Source organism: Streptomyces sp. NBC_00885, assembly GCF_045207475.1.
Lineage (GTDB): Bacteria > Actinomycetota > Actinomycetes > Streptomycetales > Streptomycetaceae > Streptomyces.
Genome location: NZ_CP108796.1, coordinates 5,389,631 through 5,416,075, shown reverse-complemented (window position 1 = coordinate 5,416,075; position 26,445 = coordinate 5,389,631). Strand labels below are relative to the sequence as shown.

Genomic DNA, 26,445 nt, shown 5'->3' with positions numbered 1-26,445 from the left:
TGCTTCTCCTAGCGGTAAGAGGCTTTGGTGCGGATACGGGAGACCGCGAGCAGGACAAGGAGCGTCGTGCCCATCAGGACGACCGCGAGAGCCGATCCGGTGAACAGGGACCCGCGGTCGGTGGCGGTGAAGATGAGCACCGGCAATGGCACCCAGTCGGGCGGGTAGAGCATCATCGTGGCGCTCAGCTCCCCCATGGACAGGGCGAAGCAGAGCCCTGCGGCCGCGGTGAGCGACGGCAGCAGGAGTGGGAGTTTCACCCGGAACAGGACGTACGAGGGGCGGGCGCCGAGGCTCGCCGCCGCCTGCTCGTACATCGGGTCGAGACGGATGATGGCGGCGGCGACCGACTGGTAGGCAAACGCCGTGACAAGCACGGTGTGCGCCAGGATCACGATCCAGCGGGTGCCGTTGAGCAGCATCGGCGGCTTGGAGAAGGCGACGAGGATCGCCAGGCCGAAGACGACGGAGGGGACGGCGACGGGCAGCACGAACAGCGCGTCGAGTACGCGCCGCCCGCGTTTGCCCAGCCCGGCGGCCGCGATGGCGGCCCAGCTGCCGACGGTGAGGGCGAGCAGGCTGGCCGTGACGGCGGTGACCAGGCTGGTAGTGAGTGCCTGGAGGGATTCACCGCGTACGGCAGCGCTGTAGTGCTCGGTCGTCGGCCCGGAGGGGAAGGCGCCGGACCAGTGCGTCGAGAAGGACGCGGCGACGATGACGAGCAGCGGCAGCGCGAAGAGCGGCAGGAACAGGACGAGGAAGATCGCCCAGGCGGCCCATTTCCCCTTGCGGCTATGCACCAACACGGCGGCTGACCATTCGGTAGAGGCTGTAAAGACCCACGGAGATCGCGATGTTGACGACGGCGACGACGCAAGCGGCCGGATAGTCGGACTCGAGGATCGCCTTGCCGTAGACGAGCATCGGCAGGGTCGTAACTCCCTTGGCCCCGGTGAACAGGACGATGCCGAACTCGTTGAGGCACATGACGAGTACGAGAGACCCGCCGGCGGCGAGCGCGGGCAGCGCCTCGGGCAGGATCACCCGCCGCACGATCCGCGCGGGCCGCGCCCCGAGGGATGAGGCGACCTCCAGCTGGGCGGTGTCGAGCTGCGAGAAGGCGGCCAGGAGGGGGCGCATCACGAAGGGGGTGAAGTAGGTGATCTCCGCGAGAAGCACGCCCCAGGGGGTGGTGAGGAAGTGGAAGGGGCCCTCGGCCGCCCCGGTGACGTCCGTCCACAGTCCGTTGGCCATCCCGACGGTGCCGTAGACGAAGAGCAGCGCGAGCGTGATGAGGAAGGACGGGAAGGAGAGGAAGACGTCGATGAACTTGGCGACCGCCTTGCCGCCGGGGAAGGGCACGAAGGCGATGATCAGGGCGAGGACGAACCCGAGGACGAGACACCCGACGGTGGCACCGACGGCGAGCCATACGGTGGTGGCCAGGGCGTCGCGGAAGGCCTGGGAGCCGAAGACGTCGGAGTAGGCGCCGGGTGAGAGGGACTCCTGTACGACGAGCGCGAGCGGGTACAGGAAGACGAGCGCCAGGACGGCTACTGGAGGAAGAAGCCACACCGTTGTGGGCATACGTTCCGCGAGGGCGATGGGGGCACCTCCCAGGCCCGAAGGGCCCTGGGGGAGGGTGGGCACAACGCCCGGACGGCGTTCAGCGAATGCCAGGCGTCCAGCGGGACTACCCATGGCTCACCCCGCCTGCCAGCAACACCGCGTCCTCCGGCGCGAAGTGCACGGTGACCGCGTCCCCCAGCGAAGGCGTCGCCCGCAGTTCACGGACGTCCGCCTTGACGCGGTGACCGTCGACGTCCACGTACAGCCGGTGCGTCGCGCCCCGCCACTGGACCTCAGCGATCGTCCCGCGCAGCGCGTTCGGCCCGTCGCCGAGTCCGACGAGGTGCGGGCGTACGCACAAGGTGGCGGTCGTGCCGGACGGGACGCGGTCCGTGGACACCTTCAGCTCAGCACCACCGAAGGACACCGCCCCCGCCCCGACCGTCACCGGCAACAGATTCGCGTTGCCGACGAAGGACGCCGTGAACTCCGTACGCGGCCGCCGGTACAGCTCCTGCGGCGTGCCGCAGTCCTGCAGCCGCGCCCTGTCCATCACCGCGATCCGGTCGGCGAGTGTCAGCGCCTCGACCTGGTCGTGCGTGACGTACAGGATCGAGACGTCCGGCAACTCCCGGTGCAGCCGTGCCAGTTCCGCCAGCATCCCGGACCTGAGCTGCGCGTCCAGTGCCGACAGCGGCTCGTCGAGGAGCAGCACGCCGGGCCGGATCGCCAGCGCCCGCGCGATCGCGACGCGCTGCTGCTGACCGCCGGAGAGCTCGCGCGGATAGCGCCGTGCGTACGCCGCCATCCCGGTCATCTCCAGGGCATCGGCGACCCGCGCCGGTATCTCTGCCTTCGGTGCCTTCTGCGCCTTGAGACCGAAGGCCACGTTCTCCGCGACCCGCATGTGCGGGAACAGGGCGTACTGCTGGACGACCATCCCGATACCCCGCCGGTGCGGCGGCAGTGCGGTGACATCGCGGTCGCCGATGAACACCCGCCCGGAGACGAGCCGCACGAATCCGGCGACGGCCCGCAGTGCCGTGGTCTTGCCCGAGCCCGAGGGCCCGAGCAGCGCCATGACCTCGCCCGGCTCGACGGTGAGGTCGAGCGAGTCGAGCACGAGATTTCTCCCGTACGCGACCGAGACGTCCTCGAAGCGGATGCCGCTGGTCATCGGTCGGCCCCGGCCAGGAGCTCCGGCAACTCGGCGACGGATCCGAGCACATGGGTCGCGCCGTGCGTCTTCAGCTGCTCCGTGTCGTGCGCGCCGGTCAGCACGCCGGCGACGATCCCCGCGCCGGACCGTACGCCGCTGAGCATGTCGTACGAGGTGTCCCCCACGACCGCGATCTGCTGTACGCCGTCCACCGCGCCGGTGCGCAGGAAGGCGGCGAGCACCATGTCGGGGTAGGGGCGGCCGCGGCCGCCGGCGTCGGCAGGGCAGAGGGTGAGCTCGACCAGGTCCTGCCAGCCGAGCGCCGCCAGGATCGCGTCCTGCGTCGTGCGGGCGAAGCCGGTGGTCAGGACGACCGTGCGCCCCTGGTCGCGCAGGTGCTCAATCGCCTCCCGCGCGCCGGGAACGGGCGCGATGCGCCCGCCGTCGACGAGTGCGCCGTACGCCTCCTCGAACGCGACGTTCGCGGCCTGCGCCTTCGTCTCGTCTCCGAAGAGGTGACGGAAGACGGAGATCTTCGACTCGCCCATCGTGGCGCGGACGTAGTCGATCATCGTGGCGGGATCCGCGCCGAGCCGCTCGGCGGCGGCGCTGAAGGCCTGCTCGACGAGGCCTCCGTCGGCGACGGTGGTGCCTGCCATGTCCAGTACGACGAGATTCAGCTCGTTCAACTTCTTCACCAGCCCAGTTCGTTCGCGGTCGTTTCGGCGATGGCGGGCGAGCAGGTCATGCCGCGCCCGCCCGGCCCTGTCACCAGCCACACTCCGTCGCGCACCTGCTGCCGGTGCACGACGCGGCTGGTGTCGGTGCACTGCGCGTACACCCCCGCCCAGCGGCGGCGGATCCTCGGCAGCGGCCTGCCGAGGAAGGATTCGACGATCTCGGTGAGGTGCTCGTACGGGTCCTCGATCGTGTCGAAGGCGAAGGGATGCTCGTACTCGTGGGTGTCGCCGATGGTCAGACCGCCGTCGCGGCGCTGCACCATCAGCAGCTGCATCTTGTGCGCCGCGGCGGTTGGCGTCTGGTCCTGTCCGGCATTGAGCGCGTCCAGGGCCTCGCTCGCGTAGGCCGGGTAGTAGCGGAAGCTGTCGGCGTCGGCGACCGAGGTGGTCAGCGGCTCGCCGAGCGGGTCGGTCTGCATCATCTGCAGGCGCACCCGGCGCACGGGCAGGTCGGGGACGAGCTCGCGGACGAGACCGGAGAGCGCCGCGCCCGGGCACAGGACGACGGCGTCGCCGGTGTGTACGTCGCCGTGGTCGTCGCGGACGGATCCGTCACCGAGCACGTCGCGGACCTCGCGCCCGCCGAGGTAGGTGTAGCGGCCGGAGGCCAGTAGCGCCTCCTTCAGGGCGAGTTGGGCGGGACGGGGCTCGACGGCCGCGTCCCGCTCGCACCACAGGGTGGCGCTGAAGGAGCCGCGCAGCGCGGGGTTGATCCGGCGCGCCTCGTCGGCGGTGACGAGCTTGTAGCCGCGGGCCGGGGCGTCGGGCCGCGCGACGGCGGCCTCGGCGACGGCCAGCTCCAGGTCGCTGCGTACGGGAGTGAGCGAGCCGATGGCCCGGAAGCCGAGCCCGGGCACGCGCGCCCCGATGGACTCCCACAGCTCACGGGCGCGCAGAGCGGTTTCGAGCTCCTCGCCGCCCGCGCGGCCGCTGACCCATATCTGGCCGAAATTGCGCAGGCTCGCGCCTCGTGCCTCGCTCTCGCGCTCGATCTGTACGACCTCGTGGCCGCGTTCCACTGCGTGCCAGGCGTGCATGGTTCCCACCACGCCGGCTCCTACGACGATGACTCTCACGACGCCAAAGCTCCTCGGGGTTGGTGTCCCGTTCGGGGCCGGTCGGCAACGGGACGGTGAACGGGCCCTCAATCTTGGCCTAGACCCGTTACCTTCTCGTTACCAGCGTGAGGTGTCCAGAGGGCGCTGCGACATCGCGCCGGCTCAGTTCTGATTGCCCAGATGCGCCGTGCTGCATCTCCCGGGGGACAACCCCCGGACCCCCGGCAGAAACCCCCGCGTTCAGCCCTCAGCTCTGATTGCCCAGATGCGCGGTGAAGCTGAAGCGGTCGCCGCGGTAGAGGGTCCGGACCCGCTCCAGCGGCCTGCCCGCCGTGTCCCGCGACAGGCGGTGGATCAGCAGCATCGGCAGGGCAGGGGGCGTGCCGATGAGCAGCGCCTCGCGCGGTGTCGCCAGCACGGTCTCGATCCGCTCGTCCGCGTCGCCGAACGAGATCCCGAGCCGCTCGCGCAGATAGGCGTAGAAGGAGGAATCGGGGTCGAAGTCGGCGTCCAGGCCCGGCACTCGGGCCACGGAGACGTACGTACTCTCCAGGCCGACGCGTTCGTCGTCGGCGAGCAGCACTCGCTCCATGTGCCATACGGGCTCGCCGCGGGCCACGCCGATGTCGGCGGCGAGCGCGTCGTTGCAGGGGAAGCGGTCGAGGCTGATGAGCGTACGACCCGGGGTGCGTCCCTGGCGGCGTACGCCCTCGGTGTAGCTGGCGAGCGAGAGCGGCTGCTCCAGCTTGGCGCCCGCGACGACCGTGCCGCGGCCCTGGCGGCGCAGCCGGCCCTCCAGCAGGAGTTCGCGCAGTGCCTGACGCACCGTTTCGCGCGAGACCTCGTACCGTACGGCGAGTTCACGCTCGGTCGGCAGCAGTCCTCCCTCGCCCAACTCCTCGATCAGGAGGGAGATACGGGCCTTGACGGCGTAGTACTTGGGGATGCGTCCGTGCTCCGGGATGCCGGAGCGGACAGGGGCGCCGGGCGCCTGGTCGTTCGGGTAGTCCACCAGGGGATGTTCGCAGACGTATCTGAACGGTCAGCGGCGGCCCGCACGCATCCGGCGCTGCGCGAGCACGAGGATCCCGGTGCCGAGCAGGACCGCGCCGAGGGCCGCGCCGTGGCGGAGGAGGGTGTCGGTGCCGGTGGTGGCGAGTTCGTCGATGGTGTTGTCGGTCGCGCCGGGGGCGTCGGCGTCGAGGACGGCGAAGCGGTAGTCGCCGGACTCCCCGACCCAGTCGCCGTCGTCGCCCTGGCGCTGGACGACCGCGGCGTTGACCGTGACCTGGTTGGGCGGGGTGTCGGAGGCCAGGGCGAGGCGGACCTTGACGGTGACCGACTTGTGGGCGGGGACGACGAAGCCGGGGAATCCGTCGTCGAAGGCGCCGACGATCTCGTCCTCGGCGGTCGTCTCCAGGGTGACGGGGCGCCAGCGGGCCGCCGCCGAGTCGTAGAACTCCAGCGCGAGGCGGGCGGGCGTGAGTCCCGGGTCGCGGGCGGTGATGACGATCACCGGGTGGATGTTGCCGCACCTCTCGCCGGTGGTGTTGGCGAGGTCCACGGACCACTCCTTGAATCCACCGCCGGGGTGGTGGGCGGTCGGGCCGCCGTGAATACGGGTGTCGATCGGGAAGTCGGGGTCGGAGACCGTGCCACAGGTGGGCAGCTGGTCGTCGGGGCGTCCGGGAAGCGGCGGTGCGGCGGGCGCCGCGAGGGTCTCGGCGGCAGTACGGGCGGTCACGGCGGCGGCCGTCGCGGCCGCGCCGGTGAGCACCGCGGGCGCGATGGTGGCCGCGGTGACTCCGACGGCGAGGGCATTGCGCAGTCGCATGGGGGACCTTTGCTGCTCGGCTGCGTACGAACCCCGGGGGGACACCCGGTCATGCAGCCAGACCCTTCCACGCGCGCGCGGCGGTGACCGGTCGCCACGTCCGGGCAGGGCCGATCAGCCGCGCAGATCCGCCCTATCAGCCTATTTTCGGTGCGGTGACGGCGACCTCGGCCCGGCCGAAGAGAGGGGCGAGGACGAGCTGCGCGGCGCCTTCGGCGACGACGTGCGCACCCCCTTCGGCGAGCGCCACCGGGACGCGGACCTGCTCGCCGACGCCGCGCACGAACGGTTCGGCGTCCGCGGCGACGACCCGGCCCCCGAGCAGTACGCGGTCGATGTCGAGCAGTTCGACGAGATTGGCGGCACCGGTCCCCAGCACGCCCGCGGCCCGGTCGAGATCCCCCAGCCCCACGGCTCCCAGACACAGCGCCTCGATGCACCCGCGCCTGCCGCACGCGCACTGTGGCCCGTCGAGCTGAATGACCTGATGGCCGAACTCCCCCGCCCCGGTGCGCGCACCCCGGTACAGCGCCCCGCCGAGCACAAGCCCGGCGCCGAGCCCGGTCCCGAGGTGGAGATACGCGAACGACTCCCCGGCTCCCCGCAGAGCGAGCGCGAGGGCGGCGGCATTGGTGTCCTTGTCGAGTACGACGGCGTGCCCGAGCCGGACGGCGAGGGCATCCCGGAGCGGGAAGCCGTCCCACTGAGGAAACCCGGTGACGCGATGGGCGACGCCGGTGGCGTGATCGAGGGGCCCGGGCATGGCGGCGCCGACCCCGAGGACGCGCCCGCCCGCCGTGGGCAGCGCCTCCACCTCGCCCGCCACCCGCTCCAAGACCGCTTTGGCTCCCGCGCCGAGGTCGAGAGGAGCGGTGCGCACCGCGACCGGGGCGCCCGACAGGTCCAGCAGGACGGCCGTCAGCTCGTCGCGGTCCAGGTGCAGGCCCACGGCGTGCCCCGCCGAAGGAACCAGGCGGAGCACCGTGCCGGGTCTGCCACCGGTGGACGCGCGGCGGCCCGCCTCCACCGCCAGGCCCTCCTCCCGCAGCCGCGCGGTGATCTTGCTGACCGCCTGCGGTGTCAGCCCGGTGCGCTCGGCCAGCTCCATCCGGCTGATGCCGCGCTCTCCGGCCGTACGCAGCAGATCGAGCGCCAGGGCGGCGTTGTGGCTGCGCAGCGCGGGCAGATTCGCTCCGTTGATGGTTCGGTTCATGGGCTTCACGGATCCCATTGTCCTCTGCGCTTGCACTTTGGCAACACCGTTGCTTAAGTGGAAGGCATGACCGGTACCGGCACCCGCACTCCCCTTCGCGTCGGCCTCGTCGGCTACGGCCTGGCGGGCTCCGTCTTCCACGCCCCGCTGATCGCCGCCACCGAGGGCCTCGCCCTCGACACGATCGTCACCTCGAACCCGGAGCGCCGACAGCAGGCCCGCGCCGAGTTCCCCGATGTGCGGTTCGCGGACTCGCCCTACGAGCTGGGAGACCGCACGGACGATCTCGACCTGATCGTGATCGCCTCCCCCAACAAGACGCACTTCCCGCTCGCCACCGCCGCCCTCAAGGCCGGTCTCCCGGTCGTCGTCGACAAGCCGGTCGCCGGCACGGCCGCCGAGGCACGCGAGCTCGCCGCCCTCGCCGAGGAGTGCGGCCTGCTGCTCTCCGTGTTCCAGAACCGCCGCTGGGACAACGACTTCCTGACCCTGACGCAGCTGATCGCGGCCGGCGAGCTCGGCGAGGTACAGCGCTTCGAGTCCCGCTTCGAGCGCTGGCGGCCCGAACTCAAGGGCGGCTGGCGTGAGTCGGGCGACCCGCAGGAGATCGGTGGTCTGCTCTACGACCTGGGCAGCCATGTCGTCGACCAGGCGCTGACCCTGTTCGGCCCGGTCGAGCGCGTGTACGCCGAGGCGGACGTGCGCCGCCACGGCGCCAAGACGGACGACGACACGTTCATCGCGCTCACGCACACGAGCGGCGTCCGCTCCCACCTGTACATGAGCGCCACGACCGCACAGCTCGGCCCCCGCTTCCGGGTGCTCGGCTCGAAGGCCGGATACGTGAAGTACGGCCTCGACCCCCAAGAGGCGGCCCTGCGCGACGGCGTCCGCCCGACCGGGGACAAGGACGCGTGGGGCGTCGAGCCCGAGTCCCTGTGGGGCCGGATCGGCGCGGGCGACGGCGGCCGCCCGGTCGAGTCGGCCCCGGGCGACTACCCCGCGTACTACGCGGCGATCGCCGTCGCCCTGCGCGACGGCACTCCCCCGCCGGTCACCGCCCACGAGGCGGCTCAGGCGCTGGACGTCCTGGAGGCCGCGCGCCGCTCCGCACGCGAAGGAATCACCGTGGAGGTCAAGCTATGACCGTCCCCATCCCCGCCCCGCTCACCGTCGAGGAGATCGAGGCCCAGGAACGCAAGCTGGCGCTGCGCCGCTTCACCCACGACGACGCCTGGGCGCTCGGCAGCCTGCTGGTCGAAATGGCCCACCTCCGCGAGGCCCCGGTCGCGATCGACATCCGCCGCGGGACGCAGCAGCTCTTCCACTGCGCGCTGCCGGGGTCGAGCGCCGACAACGACGCGTGGATCGACCGCAAGCGCCGGGTCGTCGAGCGCTACGGCGAGAGCTCGTTCCTCGTCGGCGCCCGCCACCGCGCCAAGGGCACGACCTTCGAGGACTCCTCGCGCCTCGACCCGAACCTCTACGCGGCCCACGGCGGCTCGTTCCCGATCACCGTCGAGGGCGCGGGCGTCGTCGGTACGGTCACGGTCTCGGGCCTGCCGCAGGCCGAGGATCACGCCATGGTGGTCGAGGCGCTGGAGCGCTTCATCTCCGCCCACCGAGGCGGTCACTGACTCCGGCGCGGGGATACGGGACCGGTCCCGAACCCCGCGCCGGGCTATCCATGCCGACTACGCGTCCTTGAGCTCCTGGCGCTGCCGCCCGAGCCCGTCGATCTCCAGCTCCACCACGTCGCCCGCCCGCAGGAACGGCTTCGGCTCCGGCTGTCCAAGGGCCACACCCGCCGGCGTCCCCGTGTTGATGACGTCGCCGGGGTACAAGGTCATGAACTGGCTGACGTAGCGCACGACCTCAGCCACCGGGAAGATCTGGTCCGCGGTGGAGCCGTTCTGCTTGAGCTCGCCGTTGACCCACAGCTTCAGGCTCAGCGCCTGCGGGTCGGGGACCTCGTCCGCCGTCACGAGCCAGGGGCCCAGCGGGTTGAACGTCTCGCAGTTCTTGCCCTTGTCCCAGGTGCCGCCGCGCTCGATCTGGAACTCGCGTTCCGAGACGTCGTGCGCGACCGCATACCCGGCGACGTACGACAGCGGGTCCTCGGCGTCCTCGATGTAGCGAGCCGTACGCCCGATCACCACCGCGAGCTCGACCTCCCAGTCGGTCTTGCGGCTGCGGCGCGGCACCAGCACGGTGTCGTGCGGTCCGACCACCGTGTCGGCGGCCTTGAAGAAAACGACCGGCTCGGCCGGGACGTCCGCGCCCGTCTCGGCGGCGTGGTCGTGGTAGTTCAGCCCGATGCATACGACCTTGCCGATACGGGCGACCGGCGCACCGGTCCGCAGGCCGTCGGACTCAAGGACGGGCAGCCCGCCCGCGTCCGCCGCGGCCCGTATCCGGGCGAGGGCGGACGCGTCGGCGAGCAGCTGGCCGTCGATGTCGGTGACGAGGCCGGACAGGTCGCGCAGGGTCGTACCGTCCTGGTCGAGCAGAGCCGGTCGCTCGGCACCGGCAGTACCGACACGCAGCAGCTTCATGGTCAATCTCCCCTGGTCGAGTGCGAGCCCCGACGATGGGTAGCGGCCATCGGGAGGATCTGAGGATTGGCTGATCCTCCAAGACGGCAGACCACTCCGCAAGACCCCGTTCACAACCTGGACCCTTACGCGGCAGTAGCAAGCGCGCCGGCGACAGGCATGTCCCGGTAGAGGAACGCCCGCTCGACGGCGGTCCAGGTGGTGCTGGTGACGATGTAGAGCGCGGCGGCCAGCGGCACCCACGCCACGGTCAGCAGCGTGAAGAAGGAGAGCAGCGGCATGACCTTCGTCATCGCGCTCATCGCGCCCATGCCGGGCATCTGCTGGTCGGCAGCGAGGGGCGCGGCCGCCATCTGCCGCTTCGTACGCCGGTAGTTGTACGTCGCCACGGCGGCGACGATCGCGAAGAGTACGAGGTACACCAGCCCGGCCCCGCCGAAGACCCCGCCATGCGCGAGGGCGTCCGACCAGCGGTCACCGAGGGGCGCGGCGAAGAGGGTGTGCGAGAGCAGGCCGTTCGGTTCGCCGCCGATCCGCGCGCTGGAGAACAGGTGGTACATGAGGAAGAAGGCGGGCAGCTGCAGCAGGCTCGGCAGACAGCCGGAGAGGGGCGAGACCTTCTCCTCGGCATGCAGCTCCAGGAACGCCTTCTGCATACGGTCCGGGTCCTTGGCGTGCTTCTTGCGCAGCTCGGCGATCTGCGGCGAGAGCCTGGCCTTGGCCTTCTGCCCGCGGGCGGCCGCCCGCGAGAGGGGATGGACGGCGAGCCGTACGAGCGCGGTGAACAGGATGATCGCGGCGGCGGTGGCGGACGCGTGGAACAGCGGCTGCAGCAGGTCGGCGAGCTGTGCGACCAGGCTGGCGAAAACGGACATGGGTGAGCCCTCCGAGGGTCTCGTCGTGCCGGATGAGGACATACGTCGGCATGACGCCCGCGAAGGGTGGTACGAGTGGGGTCCCCTACGGGAGCTGCCCTACGCGGCCGTCAGGAGGGCACGGCCGGGCGCTCGGGGCCTGGTACGCCCCTTCGCGTCGGGATCACGCTGGGGCAGGAATGCGGTGCGCTGCTCGCGGTCGCGGATAGCGGTGCGGACCCGGGTGCGGGGCACGACGGGCGCACAGCGCGCGCTGATGACGGCGCAGACGACGAGCGCGGAACCGGCGGCAGCCGTGGCGGTTGCGGCGAGCGCGAGCGCGGCGGTGAGGCCGCCGCCGTCGATGAGGAGGACTTCGACGAGGAGGAAAAACAGGAGCGCGGCGGGCCGAACCGACTGCAGCAGTCGACGCTGCCCCATGCCCACTCCTCCTCTCGAATCGTTCACATCGTTCAGATCGGTCCTCGAACCCTCCAGCCGTTATACACGACGGCTGCTAGCTCTGGCGGGGCCGCACGGACTTCAGCTTCCCCCAGACCACGAGCCGGTAGGTGGAGGTGAACTCGGGCGTGCAGGTGGTGAGGGTGAGGTAGTAGCCGGGCTCGCTGTATCCGGCGGAGGGCTTCACGATGCTGCGCGGGATGCGGGCGATCACTCCCGTATCCCGGGGGGAGGTCTGCGCCAGCGAGGCGTCGACCACGTAGAGGTAGACCCCCTGGCGCGTCTCGACCTGGATCTGGTCACCGTCGCGGAGCCGGTTGATGTGACGGAAGGGCTCGCCGTGGGTGTTGCGATGCCCGGCGACGGCGAAGTTCCCGGCCTCGCCGGGCTGAGCGGTTCCGGGGTAGTGCCCGACGTATCCCTTGTCGAGGACTCCCCGCTTGGCGATGCCCTGGGCGACGGGGGCGACGACACCGAGGCGGGGGATGCGCAGGACGGCGTACGCCTGGTCCCAGCGGGGTGTGGTTCTCGGCGGGGTCGGCGGATCGGAGTGAGGGCTTTCGGGCTCGCTCGACGCGCCGGCTTCGGGAAGGACCTCCCCCTCCCCTCCCGATATGTCCCCTTCCTCACTTGCCGGGCTGCCCCACTCCCGCTCCAGGGCCTGCACCTTGTGCTCGGCGCCTTCGCGGGCCTGCCGGTTGGTCCACCACAGCTGGTGTACGACGAGGAGAAGTACGACGACCCCGAAGGTGACGGCGACCTCGGCACCCGCCCAGAGCCCACGGGCGAGCGTGGCCCGCCTCCGCGAGCCGCGCCCCTGCACGACGACCGTCATCCGCTCCCGCACGGGCGCACGATAGGTGCTGATCGCCGAAGTCACCAGATCCGTACGCCGCTACTCATCAGCCCTCTCGTACGCCATGTCGTATGGGCTTCATCCCGCCGAACCGCCGTACAGCAGTACGGTGTCCACCATGCGCCCCGACACGCCTGCCGATCACATCGCCGAAGCCGAGCGCCTGCTGCGTACCGCCGCGCAGTACCCCGAGGACGACGAGCAACTGCTCCTCCAAGCCGCGGCTCACTTTGAGCTGGCAGGCGACCGCGAACGCGCCTCCACCCTCTACGACAACCTCCTCGCGACGGACTCCGAACACACCCTGCTGATCAAGGCCCTCCAGGCCGCGAACCTGTGGGAGTACGGCCACGAGGCAGAGGCCCGCGCCCTGATCAACGGCATCCGCACGGCGGCCCCGGCCGACGCGGCGCCCTGGGAGATCATCGCGGAGACGCTGGAGTCCCACGACGAGCTCGAGGCGTCCCACGACTGCTTCACCACGGCCCTGGACCTGCTGCTCCCCGCGGACGACGACGAAGTCCCCTACGCCACCCAGTCCCTCCTCGCCGGCCGCCACCGCGTCCGCCGCCTCCTGGGCCTCCCCCACGACGACCGCGACGCCCTGGCGGACCGGGTCCACCCGGGAGACATCTCCCTGGACGAACTACACGACCCGAAGCGCCTGTGGGCCCTGGGCTCCGACAACCCGGCCGAACTCCAGGCAGAAATCGCCCGCCTCCGCTCCGAACTCGGCTCCTACCGCTCGGCGTTGTCCCGCCCGTTCCCGGTGGCGGTCCTCCACTGGCCGGAGCCCGAACTGGACGAACTGCTCGCGGCCTACCCCGAGTTGGAACGCGAATACCCGACCCACGATGCCCACCTGACGGACCTCGAGGCATCCTTGCGCGACCTCTCGGCCACGGGCACGGGCAACCTGGGCATCGTGACGGGCACGGTCCCGTCGTACGAGGCCTTCGCAGCCTCGGAACAGTCCTCCCCGTCGAACGCGGACCTGCTCCCGCAGTACGCAACAACGCTGGCGGCCAGGGGCCGGGCGGTGGCATGGCCTCCGGCGCGGGGGGCGGCGTGCTGGTGCGGGTCGGGGGTGGCGTACAGGGACTGCCACGGAGGGCCGAATCAGCCGTGAGGCTCTCGACTGCCTGTTGACCTGGGCGCCTCCTGCCACTGCGCCCTGCGCCTCGCGCTCTGTTAAGCCATCTTTGCCTGCACACACTGAACCCACGCCGACGCCGTTCAGGGACTTCGATGTGTCAGGCACACCTGCGAGGTCCACAAGTCCCCAAAAGTGACGTTGAGGCATCCCCAGTTGTCCTCAGAAGGAGCCGTGAGTGACCCTGTTCGACCCGCCAGGACCTGCACCTGGCGTCTGCGATGATCCTCAACTCATGTTGGTTCACCAGTACTTGATAGCGCTCGACCCGGACGGCCAGCGCTTCGGCCAGGTCCTCCGGGACACCATTGATCAATTGCTCGACGGGGAGCACACGGGACGCTTCGACTGGAACGACCTTCACAAGACCGAAAAGACGCACGCGGGCACGCTGGTAGAGATCAATCTGCTGCGGGAGTTCGACTTCCTCAGCGGGCAGGACATGGACTACCTGATCGAAGGCATTGAGGTGGACTGCAAGTTCTCTCAGAAGGAATTCGGCTGGATGATCCCGCCGGAGGCCTTGGATGAGATCTGCCTCGTCGTCTGGGCGGACGACCATCAGGGTCTCTGGAGCGCCGGCTTGTTCCGCGCGGATCGCAAGAGACTGACAACGAGCGGGAACATCACCAAGAAGGGCAATCGCGATGGGAAGTTCAGGCTCACGCAAACCCACCGCTCGATGATCACGTGGCTCTGGCGCAGAGAGCCGCTGAAGGAGAATCTTCTGCTACATCTGGATTCAGATATACGAGATGCGATCCTCGCGCCTACATCAGGGCAGCGGCGGATCAACGAGCTATTCCGGCGCGTCCAGCGACGCCGGATCGATCGCAATGTCGTGAGAACTCTGGGCCAGCAGCACGATTACATGGCTCGTGTCCGCGACGACAAGAGCGGAACGCGAGCTCGGCCAGCCCTTCGGCAGGAGGGGATCATCATTCCCGGGGACTCTGCGAACCACCGAGCCGTGGCTCAGGCACTGGGGGGACCTATCCCAGAGAAAGGCGAGTTCGTCAGTTTCCAGGTCGCACGGGCCCAGCCTCATCATGACGACCGCCCATCTGTTGAGCTTGATGGTTTCCATTGGGTCGCAGTAGGCGATGGGGAGAGCGTGGACGTCCCCGCCCCAAAGCTCCCATCCCGCTAGAGCCGACCGGCGAGACTGACACACAGCCTGTACTCACCTCGAAGTCGTCCCTCGCCATGACACATCAGCCTCGATGGCCTGCCGGACGCTGGAAGGCCTGGTCGCTCGCGCACGTGCGATCTTCTCGTGCGAGGCCACAAGCCATACGGTAAGTGGGATCATCCACTCCAGCGATCCCCCTTCTACACACAGGAGTTGACCAGTGGACGGCCCGGACGGCGAGTACCCGCTGATTAGGCAGTACCGGGACTGGATTCAGAACAGCCCGTCCGAGGACGGACCTGACCGGGAACAGTTCTTCAGGCAGGGGACCGTCGTACTTGACACAAACGTGCTGCTGAGCCTCTACGAATACACACCTGCTGCCCGTGAGCAGGTCATGGGAGCCCTCCGGAGTGTGCAGCATCGGTTGTGGCTCCCACATCAGGTCGGGCTTGAGTTTGTCCAGAACCGTCATCGCATCATCATCGGCAGGAAGAAGGCACTGGAAGATGCCTCCAAAGCTCTGCACAAGAAGCTCGGAGAGGCACGCACGGCGATTGTGGACGCGCGGAAGCTTGTCCAAGACTTGTTGATCAAGTATGCGCAGGACGCCACGGCCAAGGCAGCACTTGAATCTGAGATCTCCGATGAGGCCGTTAAGAAGCTGCATAGTGAGTGGAGCAAAGCCCTCGGCGATCACCTCCAAAGGCTCAAGGAGTACGACCTTGCCATTTCATCCGTGAATAAGGGTGACCCCGTGCTCTCCCAAGTGGCTGCACTATTCGGCGACAAGATCGCCGAGCCACCGGATCCTGCCGAGCTCCGGCGGCGCGTTGATGAAGCCTCGTCGTACAGGTTCCCTAACCGCATCCCGCCAGGCTTCGCTGACGAAGGAAAAGGGACACCACTCTCCTCGTCCGGCGACTTCCTCCTCTGGGAGGAGACGATTGGGCATATGGCGGACTCGCCGGAGCGTTCCCGTTTGCTGTTTGTCTCCAATGACACGAAGGACGACTGGTACCAGCCAGCCGGCAACGGCTTGAGTTCCCGCCCTTGGCCTTATCTGGCAAGCGAGTTGAGGATGCGCACGGGGGCCGAACTGCGGATCGAGACACCAGGTGAGTTCTACCGAGGCGTGAACCGCTTTCTGGACGCAGAGATCGCCGACGAGACCTATGCAGAGATCGACCGCGCAGCCAAGCATCTCGTCGAGGCTGTGATCTCAGAGCAGGAAGCCGTCCATGTTCAGCCAGGGCAAGAACTTATCGCAGCGGCATTCGATGCTGCAGGCTTGGATCAATCCCTTCTGGACAACATCAATGACGCAGCTTCTCGCCTGCTGTTCACCTGGTGGCTGATCGGCGTCACCGCACAGCTGGACCGGCGCCCGCGCTTCGACGACGAACCAGACGTGTCCGTAGCGCCGGCGACTCGCTCGGCGATACAGCCAGCTCCTGCGTGGCTGCCCGGACGCCGTCTCCACCTGGGTGAATGGCCCTACCGGAGTTCATCGTGGATAGCGCCTTGGTTTGCTCAGACCGTCATAAGTGCGTCGCGCCACGACAGGCAAATCCTTCAGCAGCTTGCCGCCCGACAGCTGGACTTCGAGCGGACAGACGATCAATAGCCAGGCCGTGAAGCTCGCCCACCTGAAGAACGGAGTCACCAAGTGACCAGTCAGCAGTCGCCTGAGGATCTGTGGCGCCAACTCCAGCCGGACGCACGGCATGCCTTGAAGAACCTCCTTTCGGAGATTGCAGATCAAGTGAATCCAGACCCAGGAAACCCTCAGTCGCTATTCGAGGCCTACACGTACGCCAAGGACATCACCGCGCGAGCTATACAGTCCCGAATGCTGATGCACCTGCCGCCTGAGAACCAGAAGTTCCGGGCACTGCATGCTGAAATCCAGAAGGAGATGACTACTCGTTACATAGACATCGTTCCGGCGAATCTGCTCAAGAGTCCATATGGCAGCAAGACTCACGAGCGCCTCTTCTCCTTACTTCAAGAGAACTTGGCGCAACCGGTACCTTCAGCAATGCTGCGAATTGTGACTGCAGACGATGTGCACACCGAGCGGAGAGCCCGTGAGCTGCGCGAGCTCGGATTTGACCTCGCTTGGTACGAGCTGGAAGGAATCAATGTCTACGAACTGCGTTCTCTCGAAATAGACTTCGGAATGATTCCCGCTATAGTGAGAAACAAGGTCCGACAGAGCAAGGTACTCACCACGGGTGAAAAGCAGCGGATTCTCGAGAGGGCGGGCATTCCAAAGGATGGGTAGCAGCAGTGGCAGCGACTGGGAGCCGCCGCCAGGTTCCTGGGCCTCTTCGGCTGCCCGTCGCCGGAACATGCAGGCCATCCGCAGCCGGGACACGGCACCTGAGCGTTTGATCCGACGACTCGTTCACGCGCAAGGTCTGCGCTATCGGGTAGCGGCCAGGCCGCTACCCGATCTTCGCCGGACGGCTGACATGGTCTTCCGCCCAGCGAAGGTCGCGGTCTTCATTGATGGCTGTTACTGGCATGGTTGCCCCGAGCACTACGTCCCACCCAAGACCAACCCCAGCTACTGGTCGGGCAAGGTCACGCGCAATATGGCCCGTGACCTCGACACGGACCAGCGCCTCCGCGCGGCCGGTTGGACCGTGCTCCGATTCTGGGAGCACGAGTCACCCGACGACTGCGCCCTCACGATCGCTGCGACGGTCAGCCGGCTCCGGAATGACAGGGGCTGAGAGATCGGCCATGCTGAACAGCTCTCCGCTGTTCAGCTCCCCGACCTTGGCCCGCTCCTGCCGCACCGGCGCCTTGACCCCGGCCTTCATGGCCGCCTCGAGTGCTTCCCTGATCTGTTCGCCCACAGCCTGAGCGACCGGTGGCGGGAAGGCGTTCCCCACCTGCCGGTACGCTGCGGTCTTCTTGCCCGTGAATTCCCATTCCTTCGGGAATCCCTGGATAAGTGCCGCCTGGGTCACCGTGAGCTTAGGGCCCGCAGCCGCAAAGAGATCACGGTCCTTGCTCTCCAGGCGCTCCATGTCCTCGGGCTTGTTCGCAACACCGAGCCCGCACACACCCAGGTATTCCCAGGCCTTCTTGGCCCGGGTCGGGCCGAGGTCAGCGCCGCCATGCTTCTTTGAGCCACCGACGAGTGTGGGGGCAACGCCTCTCGACGCCATCTCCAGCCACCGCTCGAACCTCTCGTCGGCCCGCGGGTCGTCGACGTCTTTAAAGCGTTCGCGCATGGAGTCCTCCAGCGCCGCCGCTACTGTCACCAGGGGGAGTGCCTTCGGCTTCCGAGTCGGAAAGAACGGAACGTACGCCTTCTTCATCGCCACCAGGATGGCGCGCGGACGGAGCTGCGGGACCCCATAGTCCTTGGCTTCCAGGACGTCCCAGTAGCACTTCCCGTAGCCCAGGGACTCAAGTTCCCCCAGGATCGACCTGCGGTACTCGCGGAACTTCTCCTCAGGCTCCAGCAGCCCCCGGACGTTCTCGATCATTACGACCTTGGGCTCCAGCTCTTCGACGAGCTCGAGCATGGTCGGGAACAGGTCCCGCTCATCGTCCGGCCCCAGCTGCTTCCCCGCGACACTGAACGGCGGGCAGGGGACCCCGCCGGCCAACAGATCCAGATCTCCGGGATCCAACCGCAGTCTCGTTCTCAGCTCCTCCGGGGCGAGCTCAGTGAGGTCAGCCTGAATGACCTCACAGTCCCCCCATTCCGCGTTGCCCTGCACGTTCTTCTCGAGGGTGGCTACCGCATTGGGGTCGATCTCGATCAGCGCGAGATGCTTGAACAGCGCATTATGCAGGCCTAGCGCCTGCCCACCCGCCCCAGCGCAAATCTCAACCGAGGAGAACTTCCTCTCGGTGCTGGTCATGCACCCTCCTTCCAGACGTGCCCGACTGGTGCCGATTGGCACCAGTCATCACAGAGGGTGACAGACCCCACTGACAACGCGACCGCCTCCAAGTTTGCGTCACACATCATCGCGCCCCGACCGACCCGCACGTGACAGAGGACACGCCTACGATATTGCCCGCGACGCGTGGGCCTGCACGGCCCCTTGGCCAACTGCTGCCAGCCTGTGCGCACGCAGTGCAACAGCCGTCGAACAGACCACAGGGGCGACCGCTCGCACCTGACCGCAGAATCGCGCACGTCGAGAAACTCGGGCAGCCCCGTATCCCGTCCTCGCGAGACCAGGGGCGGTCGGGAATTCCGGTGGCACCGCACTTGCCGCGATGCCCGCTCCGGAGAACCCTGCCTCACCCCTGGAGTCCTGGGGGCGAGATAGCACAACCCGCTGCGGCCAGCTGGGCGGACCCGGCCACCACCTGGGTGTTCACGCGGCAGCATCCAGTTCGGCTTCGTATTGCCGTTGCGCTCGGTCAAGGACATCGTCAGGGACAGCCCCCTGGGCGGCCAGCCAGTGAAGCAGGTCAGCGATCAGACTGACTGCTGTCTCCTCGTGGGCTCGTGGGCAGCTGAGCAACGGCGCGACCGCCGGTCCGGCCAGCTCCCGGTAGTCGCCGAGGACCGCATTGGCTCGCTGAATACGAGTGCACGCACCGTCTGCGGCGACCGAAAGCTCGCACCAGACCGCCTTCCCCGATGCTGTCACGAGGATGCCCCAGTCGTGCGCCATCGCGGACAGCAGATGGAGACCGCGGCCGCACTCTGACGGCCACCCCTCCTCAGCGGGGACCGGGACCTTGTAGCTCGTGTCGTGGATCTCCACGCGGATACGGGCAGCGTGCAGCTCAAGGACGAGGGTTGCAGCACTTCCCATGCCCACGTGTTTGACCACGTTTGTCGCGAGCTCGGTCACTACGAGCTCAGTCTCATCCGCTAGACCCGCCAGGCCCCAGGGGCGCAGCTCCGCCCTCACAGCCCGCCGGAGGCTGGACAACACGTCGGGGGACGCCCTGAACGGGATCACGTGTCGATGTGGAGTCTGAGCGTTGCCGCGACTAGTCATGCCGGTACTCCCTCCCTGGCCACATCAGTGCTGCGCCTGCCGTATCTGTACGACTGCACTGCGTAGCGCCTCGGTGCGAGTATGACACCGAGAAGTCTCACCGTGTAACTTCTCACGCGAATGGATCGAGTGAATCTGGTAGTGCGTCAACTCAGCGTGCATCTAGCCTCATTGGGGCAGCCGGTCAGCGTTCCGGCCGGACTGGAAGGAATCCATATGTCAGCGAGGGCCACAACCCGCCGACGCCACCTCGGCGCGACGCTGCGCAAGCTGCGTGCCCGCAAGGGGATGACTCTGGAGGAAGCCGGTCAGCTCGTTGGGGTATCCAAGGCCACGGTCAGCCGGTACGAGACGACCGAGGGGCCGGTCAAATGGCTGGTGGTCGACGGTCTTTGCCGTGAGTACGGAGCAAGTAACTCTGAGCGCAGAGCCATTGTCGCTCTTGCCAAGGATGCGAAGCAGCAGGGGTGGTGGAGCTCATTTGCTGACCACATCCCGGAGACGATGAACCTGATGCTCACCCTCGAAGACGAGGCCGTGCGCGAGGACCACTTCTCCTGTGTGTACGTACCTGGTCTGCTCCAGACCCGGAGTTACACCACCGCGCTACAGCAGGCCAACGAGATGCGCCGATCGCCTGAAGAGATCGAACGCCTTGTGGATATCCGCATGCGGCGCCAGGAGATCCTCACCCGCCCCAAGGCCCCTCACCTCTGGGCCATCCTCGATGAATCCGTCATCCGCCGCGTCATGGGCTCCCCCGAGATCATGCATGAGCAACTCAGCCATCTGCTCTCCGTCGGCGGGTCAGGGAACATCACGCTTCAGGTCCTGCCCTTCGCTCGTGGCGCACACTGCGCAGCCCTCGGCAGTTTCGTCATCCTCGGCGGCGCCGAGCCCTCCCTGGATGTGGTGTACGTCGACCTTCACATCGGCTCCGTCTTCATGGAGAAGGAGGCGGAACTGAACCGCTACCGGCTTGCGTTCGAATACCTGCGCGCACAAGCGTTGGACATCGAGGCATCACGGGAGCTGATCAACCGTGCCAAGGAGGACCTGAAGGATGCGACGAGCGAGCACTGAGATTCCAGACTCCGCCTGGTTCAAGTCGACGTACAGCGGCGGCAATGAGACCGAGTGCGTGGAAACGGCCTTCATCGAAGGCCGCACAGCCGTGCGCGACAGCAAGCAGCTGCGCGGGCAGCAGCTAAGCGTGCAAGCCGCAGCATGGACCGGGTTCATCAGCGCTGTGCAGAAGGGACAGCTCGGCTGACCCACCGAGGCAGCCCTGCTGCAGCCAAGGCTGCAGCAGGGCACTCTGGATGGGCCAGCTACTGGTCCAGGAAGTCACGCAGCTGGACAGTGAACCGTGAAGGCACCCGCTCCAGGAGGAAGTCGTCAACAAAGACGACCTCCTCAACGTCCCATCCCTGCTGAGCAATCTCGTCGCCGAACTTCATAATCCGATTGCTCTCCAGATGCTCGCCAACCATCTCGAAGGGGTTCTTCACGGCGACCGCGACCCGCTCATCGAAGAGCACCACCGGGTGGCTCTCAAGCTCCATCACCGCCCCCGCCTCTTCCGTGTCGGCGGCCCAGTTCGTCAGCAAGATGGTTGCGTTCTGGCGGTCCAGGTCAAGCCTGTCGCCACGCATGATGTTCAGCAGGTCGGCAGCCAACCGCCAGTCGAGAAGCGGGTGGTAGGCCATGTTTGTATAGTCGCGCAGACAGTCGTAGCAGGAGCCCCTGCACTCACTTCCGTGGCTGCCATCCCGGAGCCTTGCCAGCATGGCATCGGTGACCTCCATCAGCTGGCCGAACGTGTCTGGCTCCGCGAGGTGCGTGCAGTAGCCGGCACCGTTGTCGAGGGTGTCGGAGAGGAAAGCGAAGACCCTGGCTCCAACGTCCTTGGTCACCGCGCCATGGATCCCGGCGGCAATCTCAGACGGCTGGATGTCGAGCAGCACCCCGGCGGACTTCCGCAGCAGGGCTGCCAGCGAGTGCCAGGCTGCCTTACGGCCCGTACGGTCGTCGGGGAAGCCATTGACATGCGGCACAGGCGACAGGTCGAGCCGATATCCGTATTCGCGGAAGACGGGCTCACGCGGGCCGAAGAGAAACAGATCAGTCCGCTGAGTGGCACCGAGCGCCACGCTGATCGCCTGGTCCTCGTGCACCTTAATCAGTGGTGACCGCTCGATCGCGCCCAGCTCGGCGTAGGCGCCAGACCACATGTTGGTGGCCAGGACGGGGGCGAACCTGAAGAGGCTGCCGCCATTATCGTTCACCGCATACCTGCGTCCCTTGCCGGCATGGACAGCGATACTCTCTGGGCCGACGTTGCGTTCACGCGCTTCGGTCTCGAGGTTCGCCCCCGTCCTCGGGGCGAGCGAGCGGGCTCGCCAGGAGAAGTTCCCGTCAAAGTCCCGCTTGTAGGGCCACTTAGGGGGTGCGAAAAAGCCTTCAGGTTCACGGAGCTCGACATGCGCGTACGCACCCTCGGCTGAGGTGCACGCGGGGCAGGACAACGGCTCATCGTTTTCCGTCGACAGCGTCGGCGTGATCCCTTCCTCCACATGGGAGCACGCGCGGCAGATTCCGATGTGCCGCGCGGGACCCATCGGATCGCGGACAGCTTGTGCATCGAGTCCAGCAGGGCGAAAGTTCACGACACCAACAGACGTATATACCGCTCCGTCCTTCACCGTCTCTGCGCCCGGCGCAAACTGCGATACCGCAATGGGCAGCCCCCGGTCGACTGCACCGGCGGGCGGCCATGGGTAGGCCCGGCTGGGCTTGCGCGTGTAGAGGTACCGGACGCTGGTGGGGAAGCCGAACATCGGCAGCAGGCCCTCTTCGGCCAGCCGCTGGCTGAGATCTCCGTGGCCATGTCCGGCATCAGCGACTTCATCGATCTCGCTGACGAAGCTGCTCCGGACCCAGTGGCAGGCATCCTGTGCCTTCTCCGGTTCCTGGGTACGGGCCGCCAATGCGCGGGCGATCCCGGCGATGACTTGGTGGTGTCCGTCGATCCAGACACTGATGGCCTTGCGTACCCGACCCCAGTCAGCAACGGTGCCGAACTGGCCATGGACATTGCGTGTCAGGTCGAGTTCCTGCCCATCTGCTGCGTCACCGCCGACCGCCGCGAAGGCTCGGCGGAGGGTTTCAGCGGCGAGAACGCGCTGATAGATGTCACGCATGTCCGTCGAGAGGTACGGCTCGGGCGTCTCGTCGTTGGTGATCCGCTCCGGTGCCTGGAAGTAGTGCTCGTCGTGGCTACGGCCTCGGCAAACGGTCAGCGCAAGCGCCACCGGCGCGGCACGACGTCCGGCACGGCCTACACGCTGCTGGTAATTGAAGCGGGTAGGCGGCATGTTGGCCATGAGCACGATGGCCAACGAGCCAATGTCTACGCCGGCTTCCATGGTCGTGGTCACCGAGAGAACATCGACGCTGTCGGGCCCCTTGGTTTCTGTGCCCTCAAGGAAGATCTCCTGGAAGCGGGCCTGCCGTGCCTGGGCGTCAAGCCGGTCCGTCTGGCCAGTCAGCTCTGCGCAATTAAGGCGGAACCTGCCGTTGCCCTCGGACGCCTGCCAGGCGTAGTAGTCGTCATCCGCCCTGCTCACTGGTGTTGGCTCCGACGAGAGCAGGCGCCCGCACTTGGGCTTCGTGCAGAGGCCGACTCCCCTGTGCAAGTGCTTACGCTTGCACTTCGCGCAGACCCACATGTGCGGGCCAGCGGGCCGAAGACTGACCTTCTCCGGATTGATGACGTAATCGACTACGGCGTCGCCCCAGGCCCGCTCAGCTCTGCGGCGTACATCTTCCTGATCCTGGCCTAGATCCGCGGCGACAGCCTCCCAGAAGATCCGCAAAGGTGCGGGCGGCTCAGCCCGCCCGTCCCGCAGTTCCTGAAAGCGGCGGAGGTGGCCGAGAACTCGAAGGCTGGCCCGCACAAGCGCAATGTCCGACGCGGTATCAGCACCGACAGGAGAAGTGTCCGAAGCGAGGCTCAGCCAGCCGAGACCAAGCGACTCGAAGTCCCTTCCGGCGCTGCCGAAAAGGCCTCCGAGCATCTCGCTACGGAGCGACTCCTGGATGCTCCTCAGAAGATTCTCCTGGCGCCCCTCGAGCCCGAACCTCGGCTCCACGGGCTTTCTGCTCCAGTCGTAAAGGGAAGCCCAGGACACGTCAGGCGACCCCATCTGCCACGCCACCCGCTCCAGACTTTCCTTGGGGCCGCCGGGGTTCACCCCGAGGGTGAGGAGAGCCTCTTCGATCTCTACTGAGTGGGCCTTCAGGCTTGGGTACTTGCCGAGATGGGCTAGGAGCTCCGCCTCACGAACCGGGTCAGGAACTCCGTCGATCGGGTCTGCATTCCAGATCTCCCTGAGTGCGACCACAGCGTCTTTGTCGCGTGAGCGCATTCGAGCGAGCGCATGGGCGGCAGTCTCCTGGTCGACGATCCCCTCACCCTTGAAGTACCTCCGCACAAGCTCTGCGTCGTCGGCGGGGCTGCCCTGTCCGCCCACCTGCTCAGCGAGCAGCAGCCTGAGCAGGTCCTGGTAGTGGCGAAGCCCAAGGCCGGCTGAGATTTTGGCGGCATCTTGGCGACTGTCCGAGAAGATAACAGCCTTCTTCTGGTCCAACGCGGACAGCACGCTGGTCGTGAGAACCTGGTTGATCTTTTCGAAACCAGTACGCATTGGACGTATAGGGGTCCTCATCCGCCGCCTGTCGCCCAAGCTAAGCACTTCGGACCTGATCCTGGGCGTCTCCCAGTCGTCGCCGCAGGCAGGGCACCGAGTGGGGGCAGCGGGCAGCTGCTCCAGGCGGAGAGCCTGCTGCTTCTTTCGCGACTGGGGGACCGTCACGTGGAATGACCAACCCGTAGCCTCGCTCCGGTCACGGGAGTTGGCCAGATGCCCTGTACGCGGGCTGAATTTGCTGCGCTTGAACTTGAATTCGGCACTCCGTACGCCGCCCTCAGAGGAGCTCCTCCACGCAAAGTCGGGGGCGTCAATCACAGGCTCCTGCGTGCGCGGCCAGTACACGATGTAGTTCGCCGCACTCGCTCCCAGCGACGCGCCTTCAGCCTGTGCCTCCAGATCTGGCACGTCGGGCAGCAGTCCACCGTCAAAGCTCTTGGCCGTGATCGCCGAAGCTGGAGCGTAACCGCCGAGCATCACATCACCGCAGTTCTGGCAGTAGAGCAGTTCCAGGACGCGGGAGGCGCAGCTACTGCACCGGGAAGTCGGACGTGCGAATAGCTTGCCGACCGTCCGGTCATCACCCTCCACGCGCTCAACTCCGGAGCAGTCTGGATCCGAGCAAGCCCAGATTCCGGGGATGTTCCTGAAGAAGAGGTGGCCGCGCAGTTTGGGGAGCGGCCCTGTCACTTCTTCATCTGCGGTCCGCAAAGCGGTGAGGAGACCACGAAAGGCCCTTGTCCTTGACTGTTCATCCACTTCCGGGAAGAGGATGTCGGCAGCATCGCTGTCCAGTCGCGCGATAAGTTTGGCACCGTCATAGAGAGCCGTTACCAGAGCTCGGTGCGCTGCGGTTTCCCGTAGCACCTGGGCAGACTCCGCAGGGGATGGATACTTACCGACCCTGCTCAGCCTCTCCGCATGCCTCGAGATGTTGGCGGTATCCGCCATCGGGAGATCGAGCTCACCGCCCAGCACCTCAAAGCGGTCCTGCGGAACTCCGAAGAATTCCTCCAAAAATCCACAGTCACGCTGCGGGTCCAATGAGGCGGATGCAGCAAGCACTCTGAACTGTTCAGGCCGCTCATCGATCCCCAGCCGGTGGCGCAGGTTGCGCAAAAGGTACGCGACCTCAGTGCCGGCCGTACCGCGGTACATGTGAAGTTCGTCGACGATCAGCGTGAACTTCGCTGTCGGGTCATCCCGCAGCCACTTCCGGGTCTGCTCGAAGATCGCGTCCTCTTCAGGCCGCTGGAGCATGATGTTCAGCATCGAGTAATTGGTGATCATAATGTCCGGCGGAGATTCAATCATGTCCCATCGGGACCGCATCTCGGCGCCGTCCACCCGTGGCACAAAATACTGCTCGCCACCCTCGCCGGCGATCTCCCTGGCACGGTTCGACCGCCTCTCGGTTTCCCGTAGCAGGGTGCCGAGCTTCGTGACTGCCTGCTTATTGCTCGACTCCCCGGTCACCGGGGTAGCTCCTGTGTACCGTCCGAAGTAGAACCGATGACCATTGCGGTACTTATCAGCCCACTGCCGCGCCGCATCACTGTCGAGGGCCTTGCGCAATCGCATCATCTGGTCGTCAACCAGCGCGTTCATCGGGTACAACACCAGCGCGCGCACCGCCGCTTTGTGTCCAGTCTCGCCGCGTCGCTGTGGAACATACGAGCCGCCAGCGCCCGACCACCACTTCCCCGGATTCGCCGGTGTCCCGTTCACCCAGGCTTCGGACTCCCGTACCAGCTCAGCCATTACAGGTGCCATGAATGATTCGGTCTTGCCGGAGCCGGTTCCAGCAGTGATGACTACGTCCTTGCCGTCGCGTACAGCGGCCACCAGGGACTGGTGCTGGTGGGAGTGCATCTTCTCGATGCCTTGCATCAGCCCAGAGCTGATCAGCTCAGCAAGCTCTCCGGGTGCTCCTGCCGCTGCCACCGACCCGGCGATGTCCATTCCGCAGGACTTGTACTGCGGGCGGATCTCAATCAATGGCCTCCGCCAGGCGCCTCCATCCCTGTCAAGGAGATCGCGGCGCTCTCGCATGAGCTGCCGATTCGCCAGCCCAAAGGGAGTGTCGTAGTAACGGAACAGTGCATCACGCAGTTGCTCAAACGACCCATTAATATCAAGGTTGTTACCGTCTCCGGACAC

The 26,445-nt window shown here is 67.0% G+C and carries 24 protein-coding genes; 9 read left to right on the top strand and 15 right to left on the bottom strand.

Features of this window, described 5'->3' with window-relative positions; all coding sequences use genetic code 11:
• Nucleotides 1-8: 8 nt before the first annotated feature.
• The 8 genes from OHA61_RS24695 to OHA61_RS24660 all read right to left on the bottom strand — a co-directional run bounded on the left by OHA61_RS24695 (nt 9) and on the right by OHA61_RS24660 (nt 7,573).
• The gene (locus OHA61_RS24695) at nt 9-806 is read right to left on the bottom strand and encodes an ABC transporter permease (RefSeq protein ID WP_406304858.1); all 798 of its coding nucleotides are present in this window, start codon (nt 804-806) and stop codon (nt 9-11) included.
• The gene (locus OHA61_RS24690; RefSeq protein WP_406304857.1) at nt 793-1,587 is read right to left on the bottom strand and encodes a 2-aminoethylphosphonate ABC transporter permease subunit; all 795 of its coding nucleotides are present in this window, start codon (nt 1,585-1,587) and stop codon (nt 793-795) included. Before OHA61_RS24690 ends, OHA61_RS24695 begins: the two co-directional genes overlap by 14 nt.
• Nucleotides 1,588-1,693: 106 nt before the next feature.
• On the bottom strand, nt 1,694-2,746 hold the full coding sequence (locus OHA61_RS24685) for an ABC transporter ATP-binding protein (RefSeq protein WP_406304856.1): 1,053 nt from the start codon (nt 2,744-2,746) through the stop codon (nt 1,694-1,696).
• Entirely contained in the window at nt 2,743-3,426 is a 684-nt protein-coding gene (locus OHA61_RS24680; RefSeq protein WP_406304855.1) for a phosphonatase-like hydrolase, read from the bottom strand. The genes OHA61_RS24685 and OHA61_RS24680 overlap by 4 nt, the downstream gene beginning before the upstream one ends.
• A complete protein-coding gene (locus OHA61_RS24675) occupies nt 3,423-4,544 on the bottom strand; it encodes a TIGR03364 family FAD-dependent oxidoreductase (protein ID WP_406304854.1) in 1,122 nt (373 codons plus the stop codon). Before OHA61_RS24675 ends, OHA61_RS24680 begins: the two co-directional genes overlap by 4 nt.
• 229 nt (nt 4,545-4,773) lie before the next feature.
• Nucleotides 4,774-5,538: a GntR family transcriptional regulator gene (locus tag OHA61_RS24670; protein WP_406304853.1), complete on the bottom strand. Its 765-nt coding sequence runs from the start codon at nt 5,536-5,538 to the stop codon at nt 4,774-4,776.
• A 30-nt stretch (nt 5,539-5,568) separates the two neighbouring features.
• The gene (locus OHA61_RS24665; protein WP_406304852.1) at nt 5,569-6,360 is read right to left on the bottom strand and encodes a hypothetical protein; all 792 of its coding nucleotides are present in this window, start codon (nt 6,358-6,360) and stop codon (nt 5,569-5,571) included.
• A gap of 136 nt (nt 6,361-6,496) precedes the next feature.
• Nucleotides 6,497-7,573, bottom strand: coding sequence for an ROK family protein (locus tag OHA61_RS24660; RefSeq protein WP_406307450.1), 1,077 nt, complete (start codon nt 7,571-7,573; stop codon nt 6,497-6,499).
• Between the two features lie 66 nt (nt 7,574-7,639).
• On the opposite strand from OHA61_RS24660, the gene OHA61_RS24655 reads away from it, so the two are divergent.
• Both OHA61_RS24655 and OHA61_RS24650 read left to right on the top strand, forming a co-directional pair.
• Nucleotides 7,640-8,719, top strand: a complete 1,080-nt coding sequence (locus OHA61_RS24655; protein WP_406304851.1) for a Gfo/Idh/MocA family oxidoreductase — start codon at nt 7,640-7,642, stop codon at nt 8,717-8,719.
• On the top strand, nt 8,716-9,210 hold the full coding sequence (locus tag OHA61_RS24650; protein WP_406304850.1) for a heme-degrading domain-containing protein: 495 nt from the start codon (nt 8,716-8,718) through the stop codon (nt 9,208-9,210). The genes OHA61_RS24655 and OHA61_RS24650 overlap by 4 nt, the downstream gene beginning before the upstream one ends.
• A gap of 57 nt (nt 9,211-9,267) precedes the next feature.
• On the opposite strand, the gene OHA61_RS24645 is transcribed toward OHA61_RS24650, so the two are convergent.
• The 4 genes from OHA61_RS24645 to OHA61_RS24630 all read right to left on the bottom strand — a co-directional run bounded on the left by OHA61_RS24645 (nt 9,268) and on the right by OHA61_RS24630 (nt 12,279).
• A complete protein-coding gene (locus OHA61_RS24645) occupies nt 9,268-10,128 on the bottom strand; it encodes a fumarylacetoacetate hydrolase family protein (RefSeq protein ID WP_406304849.1) in 861 nt (286 codons plus the stop codon).
• Nucleotides 10,129-10,253: 125 nt separating this feature from the next.
• The gene (locus OHA61_RS24640) at nt 10,254-11,003 is read right to left on the bottom strand and encodes a YidC/Oxa1 family membrane protein insertase (RefSeq protein WP_406304848.1); all 750 of its coding nucleotides are present in this window, start codon (nt 11,001-11,003) and stop codon (nt 10,254-10,256) included.
• A gap of 99 nt (nt 11,004-11,102) precedes the next feature.
• Nucleotides 11,103-11,423, bottom strand: a complete 321-nt coding sequence (locus tag OHA61_RS24635) for a DUF6412 domain-containing protein (protein WP_324978074.1) — start codon at nt 11,421-11,423, stop codon at nt 11,103-11,105.
• 76 nt (nt 11,424-11,499) lie between these two features.
• Entirely contained in the window at nt 11,500-12,279 is a 780-nt protein-coding gene (locus OHA61_RS24630) for a class E sortase (RefSeq protein WP_406307448.1), read from the bottom strand.
• A gap of 139 nt (nt 12,280-12,418) precedes the next feature.
• Here OHA61_RS24630 and OHA61_RS24625 point away from each other — a divergent pair, with 139 nt between their 5' ends.
• From OHA61_RS24625 to OHA61_RS24605, 5 genes are all read left to right on the top strand, one after another.
• Nucleotides 12,419-13,429: an SEC-C metal-binding domain-containing protein gene (locus OHA61_RS24625; RefSeq protein WP_406304847.1), complete on the top strand. Its 1,011-nt coding sequence runs from the start codon at nt 12,419-12,421 to the stop codon at nt 13,427-13,429.
• Nucleotides 13,430-13,631: 202 nt separating this feature from the next.
• Nucleotides 13,632-14,603 (top strand): NaeI family type II restriction endonuclease, encoded by a 972-nt coding sequence (locus tag OHA61_RS24620; RefSeq protein ID WP_406304846.1) that lies wholly within the window; start codon nt 13,632-13,634, stop codon nt 14,601-14,603.
• A 202-nt stretch (nt 14,604-14,805) separates the two neighbouring features.
• Nucleotides 14,806-16,212 carry a PIN-like domain-containing protein gene (locus OHA61_RS24615; RefSeq protein WP_406304845.1) on the top strand — a complete coding sequence of 469 codons (1,407 nt, stop codon included), beginning with the start codon at nt 14,806-14,808 and terminating at the stop codon, nt 16,210-16,212.
• Nucleotides 16,213-16,254: 42 nt separating this feature from the next.
• Nucleotides 16,255-16,872: a hypothetical protein gene (locus tag OHA61_RS24610; RefSeq protein WP_406304843.1), complete on the top strand. Its 618-nt coding sequence runs from the start codon at nt 16,255-16,257 to the stop codon at nt 16,870-16,872.
• Nucleotides 16,865-17,326, top strand: coding sequence for a very short patch repair endonuclease (locus OHA61_RS24605; protein WP_406304842.1), 462 nt, complete (start codon nt 16,865-16,867; stop codon nt 17,324-17,326). The genes OHA61_RS24610 and OHA61_RS24605 overlap by 8 nt, the downstream gene beginning before the upstream one ends.
• Here the strand turns inward: OHA61_RS24605 and OHA61_RS24600 are convergent.
• Both OHA61_RS24600 and OHA61_RS24595 read right to left on the bottom strand, forming a co-directional pair.
• A complete protein-coding gene (locus OHA61_RS24600; protein ID WP_406304841.1) occupies nt 17,261-18,472 on the bottom strand; it encodes a DNA cytosine methyltransferase in 1,212 nt (403 codons plus the stop codon). The two genes, OHA61_RS24605 and OHA61_RS24600, sit on opposite strands and share 66 nt — an antisense overlap.
• Before the next feature lie 465 nt (nt 18,473-18,937).
• Nucleotides 18,938-19,573 carry an ATP-binding protein gene (locus OHA61_RS24595; RefSeq protein ID WP_406304840.1) on the bottom strand — a complete coding sequence of 212 codons (636 nt, stop codon included), beginning with the start codon at nt 19,571-19,573 and terminating at the stop codon, nt 18,938-18,940.
• Nucleotides 19,574-19,789: 216 nt separating this feature from the next.
• Between OHA61_RS24595 and OHA61_RS24590 the strand changes: the two genes are divergently transcribed.
• Both OHA61_RS24590 and OHA61_RS24585 read left to right on the top strand, forming a co-directional pair.
• Entirely contained in the window at nt 19,790-20,656 is an 867-nt protein-coding gene (locus OHA61_RS24590) for a helix-turn-helix domain-containing protein (protein WP_406307446.1), read from the top strand.
• Complete coding sequence (locus OHA61_RS24585; RefSeq protein WP_406304839.1) at nt 20,637-20,846, top strand: DUF397 domain-containing protein; 210 nt, start codon at nt 20,637-20,639, stop codon at nt 20,844-20,846. Before OHA61_RS24590 ends, OHA61_RS24585 begins: the two co-directional genes overlap by 20 nt.
• 58 nt (nt 20,847-20,904) lie before the next feature.
• Here OHA61_RS24585 and OHA61_RS24580 read toward each other — a convergent pair whose 3' ends face one another.
• Nucleotides 20,905-26,445, bottom strand: a complete 5,541-nt coding sequence (locus OHA61_RS24580) for a DEAD/DEAH box helicase (RefSeq protein ID WP_406304838.1) — start codon at nt 26,443-26,445, stop codon at nt 20,905-20,907.